A 10,471-nucleotide genomic window follows, 5' to 3' on the forward strand; every position below is an offset into this window, starting at 1 on the left:
GCGTGGCTGAACGGCGAGAGCCCCCGCCAGGACGGTGGTCCTGAGGGGGGCTCTCGTGTGGTGCGCCCGAAGGGATTCGAACCCCCAACCTTCTGTTCTGGAGCCTGGCCCGCCGACGACGAGGTCGCGGACGTGCTCGTGGGGCCGTGGGGCGAGGCAGCGTGACGCGGCGGCGGCAGCGGCGTCCCAAGCTGTTCAAGGTGACCCGAGAGGAGCGCGTGCTCGTGGCCTTCTACGTCGAGACCACGAGCGCTCTCAAGGCGCGTCACACCCCGACACCGGACCATGCGCGTCGCTACGCCGTGGGCTCGACCGTGGGCGTCGCCGAGGAGGTCTATTCGCTACCTGGTGGCGAACAGGCGATCGCTTATTCGTGGTCGACGAACGAACAGAGCTCGGACGAGCAGGAACCGGCGTGACCCTGTACCAACTGGACATGTGTACCAACTCGCCTTGGACTGTCCAGATCAACGCGTGGCTCGTCGCGATGCGCGCCACCGGTCGACCCGAGACCACGCTCCGCACGAGGAGCGAGCACCTGCGGTGGCTCGCCGTCTGGGCCGGGGACCGGGACCCGTGGAGCCTGACGACCGACGACCTGCTCACGTGGATGGGCGGGAAGGTCTGGGCGCGCGAGACGCGGCGCGGCGTCCGCTCCAGCCTCCGCGGCTTCTACCGGTGGGGCGTCGCCACCGGCCGCGCGAGCCACAACCCCGCCGAGGGCCTGCCGTCGATCCCCCCGTCGCAGCCGCGCCCACACCCGACGCCGGACCGCGCGTACCGGATGGCCGTCATGGCCGCGGGCGTGCGCGAGCGGCTGATGCTGCGCCTCGCGGCCGAGTGCGGCCTGCGGCGCGCGGAGGTCGCGCAGGTGCACTCTCGCGACCTCGTCGAAGACCTCGGCGGCTGGTCGCTCGTCGTGCACGGCAAGGGCGCCCGCGAGCGCGTCGTGCCGCTGCCCGCGAGCCTCGCGCGCGAGCTGCGGCTGCTCGGTGCCGGCTACGCGTTCCCGGGCGACGACCACGGGCACCTGTCGCCGCGGTGGGTCGGCAAGCTCGTCGGCCGGCTGCTGCCCGAGGGCTACACGATGCACAGCCTGCGGCACCGGTTCGCGACGAAGGCCTACGCGGTCTCGTCGGACATGTTCACCGTGCAGGAGCTCCTCGGCCACGCCTCGCCCGTGACGACCCGCGTCTACGTCGCGCTGCCCGACGACGCGAAGCGGCGGCTCGTGCTCGCCGTCGCGAACGAGCCGATCCCAGATGCCCCAACGACGACGCGCGCCCGCGTGAGTTAGGTTCACCTAACCACGCGGACGCGCGTGTCCGTTTCGTCTCTTCTCCTCTCTCCCCGTGGGTCGCGCGGGGAGAGAGGAGACCAGGGGGGCGCGGGAGTGTCCGCGGGGTGGGGGGGTCCAAAGAACTGACGGCTACCCGTAGCACTCGACGATGTAGTCGGCCTCGCTGCCGTCCCGCTCGAAGCGGACGACGGCGTGCGTCGACACATCGTCGTGGTGCGCGCACTCGGTGAGCTGCACGTCCCAGCCTCCCCACTCGGGGTGCAACTCCAACTGCTGTCCGGCGTCGGGTGCGGGCGAGGTGGTCGCGGCAGGGTTGCCCTGCGCTCCCCACGCGTACCCGGCAGCGACGAGCGCCACGGCCGCGAGCACGGCGATGAGGAGCAGCACGGGGCGGGCGACGGTGCGAGGCGTGTCCGTGGTCATACCTCGCACCGTAGCGGGGCTCTACGCCAGGTGCCGAGGGTTCGCCTCGTCGGGCATGACGTCGGCGTACTTCTCCTGATCGACCGTCCCGGGCGGGAGCTTCTCGATGAGCTCGGTCATGCGCCCGTTGGTGTTGTGCTCGGCTCGCTCGGCGGCCTGCCGTGCCTTGGACGCGGTGTTGCCGGCCCACAGGGCGACGACGGCAGGGACGATCGTGGACGAGAGGTAGCCGACGAGGGCGTCGGCGTCGCGGCCAAGTGCAATGAGGAGCGTCACGGACGCGATGAGCAGGGCGACGATGCCGCCGAGGACGAGCTGTGTCGAGCGGGTCATTGGGCAGGGTCCTCTCAGTAGGGCAGGCCGAGGGCGGCGTGCGTGGCGGGGCCGGCTACGCCGTCGACGTCGAGGCCGGCGCGACGCTGGAACTCGCGGACCTTCGCCTCGGTGTCCGGGCCGTAGTGGCCGTCCGTGGCGAGGTGCTTCGCGTACAGCGGGTAGTCGCGGCGCAGCTTCGCCTGGAGGCGTCGCACGCGGTCGCCCGACGAGCCGCGGCGCAGCGCGCGGGACGCGGGCGGGGCGGGCGTGGGCTTGGGCTTCGGCGCGGGGGCCGGCTTCGACGGTGCGGGCTTCGCGGGCGCGGCGCCCGCGAGCTCGTTGATGCGGTCGAGGTCCCACACGCCCGGGCACGCGGTCGCCTTCCACGAGCTGTGCCGCACGAGCGGGATCGGGCCGTACGCCTTGCGCAGCGCGGCGACGAGCTCGGCCACAGTCGCGTAGTCGCCGTCCGACGCGCGCGGGTTGCACTCGATCCCAACGCTCGTCGCGTTGCCCTCTCGCGAGCCCGCGTGCCACGCGGCGTCGTCGGGGTCGACGATGCACGCGACGCGCCCGGCCTCGACGACGTAGTGCGCGCTCGAGGTGCCGTTCGTCCGGCACAGGTAGTCGACGACGCCGTCGAACGTCGGCTTGCTCGCGGGGTCACCCCACCAGTGGATGGTGATGCTCTTGACCTTGCGCGCCTGCCCGAACCGGTCCGGGACGTCGGCGGCGGGTGTGCGGTTGGGGCTCGTGCGGGACGTGATGGTCTGGTAGCTCACGGTGGTCTACTCCCTAGGGGGTGAGGAGGAACGTCTGGTCGAAGGGCATCCACGAGTTGGTGGCGACGGACCCGCCGCCGTACCGGTTCGCGTACATCGCGCCCGAGCTGGTGATGTTGAGCGTCCAGCGCGCGGTTCCCGACCCCTGCATGACGTAGGTCAGGGTCTTCGTTGGGCGCGCACCGGCGGGGAGCGTGGCGATCCGGTTGTCTTCGGTCGTACCCACGCCGCCGACCGCGGCGACGGCGGTCGCGTCTCCGGGCGAGATGACCCCGTGAATCTGGACCATCCGGCCCCAGCGCATGTAGGACACCGGCCCGTCGGCTCCTGCGCCGTACAGCGCGAACCGCGGCGAGTTGAGCGTGAGCGCGGTCCAGTCCGTCTCGGGGAGCTGCGCGTCGATCCGGTCGTTGAGGTCTTCGACCGCGTCGCTCGTGCTCTCGGCGAGCAGGTTGAGCAGGTCGCTCGCCGTCGCCTCGGCGTCGGTCTCGGAGTAGATCCAGATGCCGTTACTGTCCAGCGCCATCGGTGGGCTCCTCGGGGGTCGTCGGGACGGTGAGGGCGTCGAGCCGGGCGCGCAGCTCGACGAGCTGCGCGGCCTGGTCCTGGACGACGGCGAGCAGGGCCACGCCGAGCAGGTCGTAGCGCACGCCGTCGATCTCTCCGCCGAACGTCGTCACGAGCTCGGGCAGGCCGGCGTCGTCGACCTCCTCGGCGATGAGGCCGAACTCGTACTCGTCCGCGGGCGAGCCCTTGCGGTGGTACGACACGGGGCGCAGCGCGAGCACGGCCGCGGGATCGACGTCGTGCGGCTCGATCTGCTCCTTGTAGCGGCGGCTCGAGGTGTTGCGGCCGATGCGCAGGCCGGAGTCCATCCACATCGCGAAGTACCCGCCTCCGCTCACGCTGCGGTCGTAGGCGGCCTGCGAGACGGTGTTCGCGACCGACGACGGCGCAGGTGGGTTCGGGAGGTTCGCGATCAGCGAGGCGTCGATCTTGCCGGTGAGCGTGCCGATGGTCCCCTGGTTCGTCACGACCGCGAGACGGTTAGCTCCGTCGTCGACCACGTTCGTGCCGTAGGTGCGGTTGTAGACCGCCTGCGACCAGACACGCGGGTCGCCGTCCGACCCGACGTTCACGCTCGCGCCGTCGCCCGAGATGGCCGAGTGCGTGTGCGAGGAGGGTGGGAAGGTGGCCGGCCGGTTCGTGATCTTGGACCACGGGTGCGTGCCGTCCTTCGCGTGGACGGCGAGGTAGTCGCGGGTCTTGTTGACCTCGTCGTAGCCCTGCCGGATGTCGGCCGCGCCGGGCACGACGTCCATTCCCGCGGCGGCTGCCGCGTCACCGTTGGCCATCAGTTCCCCACTTCCGTCAGGTCGAAGTCGTTCCACGACGTCCCGGCGGGGACGTCGGTCCAGCGCAGACCGGCGGGCGCGAGCACCCACGCGTTCGGCGGCGTGTCGATGAGGTCGCGTGTGCGGACCTGCATCTCGTCCGTGGTGAGGTCCCACGTCACGCGGGTCGTGATGCCGGTCTGGATCGGGATTCCGGTCGCCGTCACGCTCACGGCCTGGCCGGGCTGCGCGGAGTAGTCCGACACGGTCGTCGCTGCCTCGATGCGTCCACGACCGCGAGCTCGAGCGAGGATCGACGCCGCGGCCCCCGGCCCGGGATAGGGCCGGTCGTACTCGAGCGCGAGCGTCTTCGTGTAGTTCTCCGTCGTCGCGACGTCGTAGCGCACCCGCTCGACGTCGGACGTGTCGCGCCACCGGTAGGTGATCACGACGGCGTCGTACCACCCGTCATCGCGCGAGAGCTGGTCCTCGAGCACGGTCATGGTTGCCCCGGAGAGCGCGAGCCCGCCGGCGGTCGGGGCGAGGGGCTGCACGAGGTGCCACGTGCGGTGCTCGTCGCAGTACAGGCGCAGCCCGGCCGACTGGACGAGCGGGACGATGTAGTCCCACGCGGTCTGTCCGGGCATCCACGGCGCGGCGTCGGCCTCGATCGGGCCGTCGTCGGGTCCGTCGCCGAGCACCGCGCCGATCCGGGCGAGGACCATCTGCGCGGCCTGCCGCACGGTCGCGCCGGCGGGCTGCGCCGGGGTCGTCTCGGCGAGCGCGTAGTCCTGGAGGAGCGCCTCGTCGGACGCGAGCTCGAGGTCGACGACGCCCTCGGCGTACCGCGCGTTGCGGCGGCGCACGCCGAGGTTGAGCCGGCGGCGGGTCGAGGGGCGCAGGCCCGCTGCGTTGTACGGGCGCCCGTACCGCTCGGACCACGTCCCGAGCGATCCGCCCGCGAGGTCGGCCGTCCACGCCGCGATCGACGAGCCGGAGCCCGCGGTGACGTCGGCGAGCGTGAACGCCTCCCCGAACCGCTGCGTGAGCGTGAGACGCACGCGCGCGTCCTCGCGCGGGTCGAGGGCGCCGAGCACGGCGGAGTCCGCCGGCAGCGGGATCGTGAGGTCGCCCTGCGCGTAGGGACTCCACGACTCGTCGAGGGTGGCCGTCCCCGACACGGGCGACACGCGGTGCCCGGTGCCGACGGCCTCGACGACGTAGACGTGCTCGGAGATCACGGCGCCACCTCGGTGTACCCGACGGTCACGACCCACCGCGCCGACTCGCCCTCACGGCGCAGCGCGAGGCGGGTGCTCGGCGCGAACGTCATCGACTTCCACGGGTCGACGTCGTTCGTGAGGGTGAGCGTCGTCGCGTCGCGCAGCATCGCGTAGGCGTCCTGCGCGGCGGCGAGGTCGCTGTAGAACAGCTCGAGGTCGCCCGCGCGGGTCGCGGTCGGGCGCTTCGTCATGTCCGGGTCGGAGCGGTCCAGCGTCGCGTGGAAGATGTTCCGCACCTCGGCCGAGTACTCCATCGTGAGCACGAGGTCGGGCGTCGTCTGCCTCGGGAGCGTCTGCACCTCGACCGACGCCGAGGCGTTCGGCGCGCCGAGGTACGCGTAGGACAGCGGCGGGTCGACCGGAGACGAGCCGTTGAACCACGGGCCGACCTCGTCGACGTCGGGGGTGACCATCGCGGCCGTGACGTCGACCGTCTGGCCGCTCGCGAGCGCGGGGCCGTTCGCGCTCGCACGGAAGTAGTCCGCCGCCGTGGAGAGCCGGTCGAAGTGGTCGAGCCGGACCCACGTGTTCGCGGGCACGAGCACGGGATCGGCCTGCTGCGACCCGGCCGCGGCGCCCGCGAGGTAGGACCACCGACGGCAGTACCACGAGCCTGCGACGGACGTGCGGAGGTAGATGCACGTGCCGACCCCGAGCCCGGCAGGGAAATCGCCCTGGTAGTTCCCGCCCGCGACGTTGAACGTGAGGAAGTACGGCGACGCGCCCGCACCGGTCGCGCCGCCGAGCGTGTACCGGGCGTAGGTCGTGACCATGGTCCCGTCGGGCAGGATCGGCCCGTCGGTCGCGCCGACGACCATGGTCTCCGGTGCGGCCGGGGCCGGTGTCCCGAGCCCGCCCGCCGCCCACCCGGCCGAGAACGTCGCGGCTGCGTCCTGGATCACGTTGGTGCGGAGGGCGGTGACGACGTCGGTCCCGTCGGTGATGGTTGTCGCCACGTCACACCGCCCTCATGCCGCCGCGGAGGTACACCGGGACCGTCGGGGGCCGGAGCATCCGCGCGACGGCGTCGACCGCGGCCTGCGCCTGCCAGACCGCCATGGACGCGGTGAGCGTGACCTCCTTGCCGCGGATGTTGTTGATCTGCTCCTGCGTGAGCTCGGCCGACCCGTTGTCGGTGACGTCGATGACCTTCCCGTCGGGCATGACCTTGAGCGAGCGCGTGGCACCGTCGATCGTCGTCGTGAACGTCTGCGCCTTCCCGGTGCTCGCCGCGAGCTTCGCCGCGTTGTCGACCTGGGTCGCCGCGGCCGCGTTCGTCGCGTCGCGGAACGCGTCGGTCGCGGTCTTCGCGGCGTCGATGCCCTTGCGCTCGAGCTCGAAGTCGGCCGTCACGTCCTTCGTCGCCTCGGAGATGTCCTCCGATGCGCGGCGGTAGTCGTCAGCCGCGATCGTGCCCGCGTTGTACGCGTCGAGGAGCTGCATCTGCTTGTCGTGCTGCACCTGGTCGATTTCGTTCATGGCCTCGACGTCGCCGGCGCGGGCTCGGATCACGGTCGCGAGCTCGACCTCGAGGTCGGCGGCGAGCTTCGTCGAGTAGTTGAGCTTGTCCTGGTTCTCGGTGAGCTCGCGGATGTTGGCGAGCACCTGCCCCTGCTCGGCCGCGGCGGCGCCTTGCTCGAGGATCGAGTCGAACATCGCGGTGACGTCGGCCTGCACGGCTTCCTTCGCCGCGGTGACCTGCCCCCAGAGCGCGGACGCGATGAGCCCGCCGGCGACCATGGCAGCGCCGGCGGGACCGCCGACCTCGGCGCCAATCTCGACGAGCCCCTCAGACAGCGACGTCGCGAGGGTGCTCGCGTCGATCGACCCGTCGGCGAGCGCGCTGCTGATCTGGCCGAGAATCTCGCTGCCGGTCTCGTTCGCCGAGGCGCGCATCTCGGCGCGGAACGACGCGTCGAACACGTCGTCGGCGCTGAGGCTGTTCCGCTGGAACGAGTCCTTGACGTCCTTCGCGCCGTCGTCGGCCCGGCGTCGCACCTCGCGCACGGCCTCGTCCCACGCGCGCGCGACCCGCTCGGCGGCGGACTCGCCCTCCCGGCCGGCCTCCTCGACGGCGTCCTCGACCCCGTCGAACTCGCGCTCGACCCGGCTCGCAGCGTCACCCCACGCTGCGCCCGTCTCCCGGGCGGCGCGCTCGCCGGCGTCGCCCGCGCGCTGCGACGCGTCGGCCGCGTCGTCGAACACGTCGGCAAGCTCGTCGACCTTGTCGACGGCCGACTCCATGCCCTTGAGGAACGGGGCGACGTCGGCGACGAGCGGTATCTCGATGCCCTTCGCCACGGTCTACCTCCTCTCGAGGGCGTCGTAGGTCTTGCGCATGACGGTCTGGACCCATAGCTGGGTGAGCCGCGGGCCGAGCTCGCGGAAGGCGGGGAACACGACGTAGCCGCCGCGGCGGTAGACGACGAGCTGCCGGTTGGGCCACCCGTGCACGAGGTGGCTCCCGCCCTCGGGCGAGCGCCGCGGCCAGGTGCCGCGCTGGTCGCGCCGCTTGGACCCGGCCTCGAGCACGGCCGCGGCGTTCGCGGGGCGCAGCCCGCCGGCGAGCGGCCGGACCGACGACGCGGCGATCGCCTTCGGCGGGTTGCCGGCGGCGATCCGCGCGCCCTTCGCGAGCGCGGCCTTCTCGAGCGGCGTCCGGGCCTTGGACGTGACGAGGTTGCGCCAGACGGGGTTCATCGTGTCCCGGGTGCCCTGGCTGATCGCGCGGCGCACCTCGCGCGGCAGGGCCTTCACGGACACGACGACGGCGCGCAGCTCGCGCCGCGCGTACACCGACGGCATCAACCTCGTCACGGGGTCAGGCCGCGGGGACGAGGATGGGCTTCGTGCAGGGCAGCGTGGTCGTGGTCGTGGGCCACGCGCCGTTGCTCCCGCCGATCGCGCCCGGGGTGACGGTCACGGTCGACGTGAACGACGGCCCGGCGGTCGCGTCGGGGCGGAACGTGAGGTCGACCTGCTCGCCCTCGTGCGCGAGCAGGAACTCGCCGAGCGATCCGGGCGTGTCCCAGTCCTGCATGTAGCCGATCGCGACGGTCCACGTCGCGGGCGAGGTGTCCGAGTGCGTCTCGCCGTCGCCGCCCGTCCACGTCTGCGGGGACGACGACGGGGTGAACAGCACGGACTCGGTCGCGGCCTGGTAGTCGTCCTCGTCCACGGTGAGCAGGTACTTGCGCAGGATGCGCGGGGTGACGGCGACGGTAGCCATGATCAGGGCTCCTCGGTCTCGGGCTCGGGGGTGAGCAGGGTGCGGTGCGGGACGGTGATCTGGAAGGCGTGGAACTCGGCGAACATGTCGCGCGACCCGCCGGTCCAGTGCAGGTACTCGTGGTCCTCGATCGCGGCGAGCACGGCGTCGAGGCTGGCGTCGAGGTCGGCCTCGGCCTTCGCGACGTCGAGGAACGGCGAGACGAGCCAGACCGTGAGGACGTCGTCACGCGACTCGTGCAGGTCGGCCCGCTCGATCGACGAGCGCGAGACCATGACGGTCGCGCGCTTCGCGTTCTCGAGCTGCGTGAGCGTGTCGAGCACGCGCACCGTCGTGAGCTTCGCCTTGAGGTGCGCGACGAGGTCTTCGCGTGCGGTGCTCATCCGATCACCGGCATGCCGTCGTCGGGCCGGAGGAGGTTCTTGACCTGCCAGCCCATCGGGTAGACCCGGACCTGCGTCCCGTCGGGGCCGATCGCGTCGCCCCCGCCGGTGCGCTCGAACGTCCACTGCGCCCGCGCCTGGAGGAGCTGCGCCTCGCGGAACCGCTCGGGGACGGGCAGCGGGTTGCCGTCCTCGTCGACCGGGGGCTCCTCGTAGTCGAGGCACAGCTCGTAGGCGACCTTGAGCAGACGCGCGAGGTCTCCGGCGTCTTCGGGGCCGCCCTGGTCGGGCCAGGCGGCGGCTGCCTCAGACGGCAGCCACCACCCGATCGCGACCTCTTCGGGCGCGGGCTCGGTCACGGCGCGGGCGTGTAGGTGAGGACGCGGACGCCCTCGGCGCGCAGGATGTGCGCGGCGACGTACGCGAAGATCGCGAGCTTGATCACGCCGGGGCCGAGCACCTCGTCGAACCGGAACTGCCCAACGTTGGACTCGCCCCACAGGACGTCCTCGGGGCGGAGCAGGAGCGCGTTCGCCGCGGCCACCGACGACGCCCGGGCCATCTCGACGCCCTGCACCGACACGCCGCGGAACGACGCCTGCGAGGTGCCGGACGCGTTCTGCGGGCCGAGGTACGGGTAGCGGGCGCGGCCGTCACCGGCCTCCTCGAGCGCGATGCCGGTGTAGAACGTGCGGCCCGCGCCGATGAACTCCGCGGCCTCCTCGCGGTCGTCGAGGAAGTCGAGGAGCTGCGCCTCGAGCTCCTTGCCGTCCGCGATCACGGTTCCCGCGCCGGCGCCGTAGACGCCGACCGCGTAGGACTCGGTCTGCGTGCGGTAGTCGCGCAGCATCTCGTTCATCGCGATGCGGTCGATCGCCGGGTTGGACGAGTCGACGAGCTCGCGCGAGACCTCCCACGCGCCCGAGACGGCCTTCGGCGAGACGACCGTGTCGTCGAGCGTGAGCGTGCCGGCCGCGACGTGCGCGGTGCCCTCGACGTGGTCGCCCACGCCGGTGAACCCGCCCACCTTCGGGATGCGGAACGGGGTCGCGTCGGTGAGCGTGATGCGCCCACCGGTGAGCCGGCTGATGATCGGCCGACCGCGGTCGATCGGGCCGATCAGCATCTCGCCGCGGTAGCCCGGCGGGATCAGCTCGGGCAGGTTCGCGCGGGTCTGCGCGGCGAGCTCGACGAGCTGCGCGTTGAAGCGGGCGAGGCGCGCGGCAGCCGCCTGGTCGTGCTTGAACTGAGCGTTCCAGGCGTCTCGGACGAACGAGTACTCTCCGCCGTCGAAGTAGACCTCGGCCTCGGTCCCGACCTGCGCGTGCGCGAGCGGGTTCGGGGCGGGCGCGGCCTGCGGGGCCGGGGCGGCGGCCTCGGCCGTGGGGGCCGGCTGCGCCGGGGCGGGGACCGGCGCAGCCG

General features: G+C 72.4%; 15 protein-coding genes. 2 read left to right on the plus strand and 13 right to left on the minus strand.

Annotated features, from left to right (window positions below):
• Window positions 1-200: 200 nt before the first annotated feature.
• The gene (locus ACFWH7_RS19550) at window positions 201-419 is read left to right on the plus strand and encodes a hypothetical protein (protein ID WP_378219084.1); all 219 of its coding nucleotides are present in this window, start codon (window positions 201-203) and stop codon (window positions 417-419) included.
• Between the two features lie 17 nt (window positions 420-436).
• Window positions 437-1,297 (plus strand): tyrosine-type recombinase/integrase, encoded by an 861-nt coding sequence (locus ACFWH7_RS19555; RefSeq protein WP_378219086.1) that lies wholly within the window; start codon window positions 437-439, stop codon window positions 1,295-1,297.
• A gap of 132 nt (window positions 1,298-1,429) precedes the next feature.
• Here ACFWH7_RS19555 and ACFWH7_RS19560 read toward each other — a convergent pair whose 3' ends face one another.
• The 13 genes from ACFWH7_RS19560 to ACFWH7_RS19620 form a co-directional block, all read right to left on the minus strand.
• A complete protein-coding gene (locus ACFWH7_RS19560; RefSeq protein ID WP_378219088.1) occupies window positions 1,430-1,723 on the minus strand; it encodes a hypothetical protein in 294 nt (97 codons plus the stop codon).
• 21 nt (window positions 1,724-1,744) lie between these two features.
• Entirely contained in the window at window positions 1,745-2,056 is a 312-nt protein-coding gene (locus ACFWH7_RS19565; protein ID WP_378219090.1) for a hypothetical protein, read from the minus strand.
• A 14-nt stretch (window positions 2,057-2,070) separates the two neighbouring features.
• Complete coding sequence (locus ACFWH7_RS19570) at window positions 2,071-2,820, minus strand: peptidoglycan recognition protein family protein (protein ID WP_378219092.1); 750 nt, start codon at window positions 2,818-2,820, stop codon at window positions 2,071-2,073.
• Window positions 2,821-2,833: 13 nt separating this feature from the next.
• Window positions 2,834-3,346, minus strand: a complete 513-nt coding sequence (locus ACFWH7_RS19575; RefSeq protein ID WP_378219094.1) for a hypothetical protein — start codon at window positions 3,344-3,346, stop codon at window positions 2,834-2,836.
• On the minus strand, window positions 3,330-4,175 hold the full coding sequence (locus ACFWH7_RS19580) for a tail fiber domain-containing protein (protein ID WP_378219096.1): 846 nt from the start codon (window positions 4,173-4,175) through the stop codon (window positions 3,330-3,332). The genes ACFWH7_RS19575 and ACFWH7_RS19580 overlap by 17 nt, the downstream gene beginning before the upstream one ends.
• The gene (locus tag ACFWH7_RS19585) at window positions 4,175-5,395 is read right to left on the minus strand and encodes a hypothetical protein (protein ID WP_378219098.1); all 1,221 of its coding nucleotides are present in this window, start codon (window positions 5,393-5,395) and stop codon (window positions 4,175-4,177) included. Before ACFWH7_RS19585 ends, ACFWH7_RS19580 begins: the two co-directional genes overlap by 1 nt.
• Window positions 5,392-6,393 carry a hypothetical protein gene (locus ACFWH7_RS19590; protein WP_378219100.1) on the minus strand — a complete coding sequence of 334 codons (1,002 nt, stop codon included), beginning with the start codon at window positions 6,391-6,393 and terminating at the stop codon, window positions 5,392-5,394. Before ACFWH7_RS19590 ends, ACFWH7_RS19585 begins: the two co-directional genes overlap by 4 nt.
• A 1-nt stretch (window position 6,394) precedes the next feature.
• On the minus strand, window positions 6,395-7,738 hold the full coding sequence (locus ACFWH7_RS19595) for a hypothetical protein (RefSeq protein ID WP_378219102.1): 1,344 nt from the start codon (window positions 7,736-7,738) through the stop codon (window positions 6,395-6,397).
• Between the two features lie 3 nt (window positions 7,739-7,741).
• Window positions 7,742-8,254 (minus strand): hypothetical protein, encoded by a 513-nt coding sequence (locus ACFWH7_RS19600; protein WP_378219104.1) that lies wholly within the window; start codon window positions 8,252-8,254, stop codon window positions 7,742-7,744.
• 4 nt (window positions 8,255-8,258) lie between these two features.
• Complete coding sequence (locus ACFWH7_RS19605; RefSeq protein WP_378219106.1) at window positions 8,259-8,666, minus strand: hypothetical protein; 408 nt, start codon at window positions 8,664-8,666, stop codon at window positions 8,259-8,261.
• Between the two features lie 2 nt (window positions 8,667-8,668).
• Window positions 8,669-9,049 (minus strand): hypothetical protein, encoded by a 381-nt coding sequence (locus ACFWH7_RS19610; protein WP_378219108.1) that lies wholly within the window; start codon window positions 9,047-9,049, stop codon window positions 8,669-8,671.
• Window positions 9,046-9,408, minus strand: coding sequence for a hypothetical protein (locus ACFWH7_RS19615; protein ID WP_378219110.1), 363 nt, complete (start codon window positions 9,406-9,408; stop codon window positions 9,046-9,048). The genes ACFWH7_RS19610 and ACFWH7_RS19615 overlap by 4 nt, the downstream gene beginning before the upstream one ends.
• The coding region (locus ACFWH7_RS19620) for a hypothetical protein (RefSeq protein WP_378219112.1) at window positions 9,405-10,471 on the minus strand (1,067 nt) is incomplete at its 5' end. The genes ACFWH7_RS19620 and ACFWH7_RS19615, both read right to left, overlap by 4 nt.

The organism is Cellulosimicrobium cellulans (assembly GCF_042723955.1).
Taxonomy (GTDB): Bacteria; Actinomycetota; Actinomycetes; order Actinomycetales; family Cellulomonadaceae; genus Cellulosimicrobium; species Cellulosimicrobium cellulans_H.

Bases quoted from the DNA above. Each gene is read 5' to 3' on its own strand.
- ACFWH7_RS19610 (WP_378219108.1), bottom strand. From the start codon at position 9,049: ATGAGCACCGCACGCGAAGACCTCGTCGCGCACCTCAAGGCGAAGCTC.
- ACFWH7_RS19560 (WP_378219088.1), bottom strand. From the start codon at position 1,723: ATGACCACGGACACGCCTCGCACCGTCGCCCGCCCCGTGCTGCTCCTC.
- ACFWH7_RS19575 (WP_378219094.1), bottom strand. From the start codon at position 3,346: ATGGCGCTGGACAGTAACGGCATCTGGATCTACTCCGAGACCGACGCC.
- ACFWH7_RS19555 (WP_378219086.1), top strand. From the start codon at position 437: ATGTGTACCAACTCGCCTTGGACTGTCCAGATCAACGCGTGGCTCGTC.
- ACFWH7_RS19580 (WP_378219096.1), bottom strand. From the start codon at position 4,175: ATGGCCAACGGTGACGCGGCAGCCGCCGCGGGAATGGACGTCGTGCCC.
- ACFWH7_RS19565 (WP_378219090.1), bottom strand. From the start codon at position 2,056: ATGACCCGCTCGACACAGCTCGTCCTCGGCGGCATCGTCGCCCTGCTC.
- ACFWH7_RS19605 (WP_378219106.1), bottom strand. From the start codon at position 8,666: ATGGCTACCGTCGCCGTCACCCCGCGCATCCTGCGCAAGTACCTGCTC.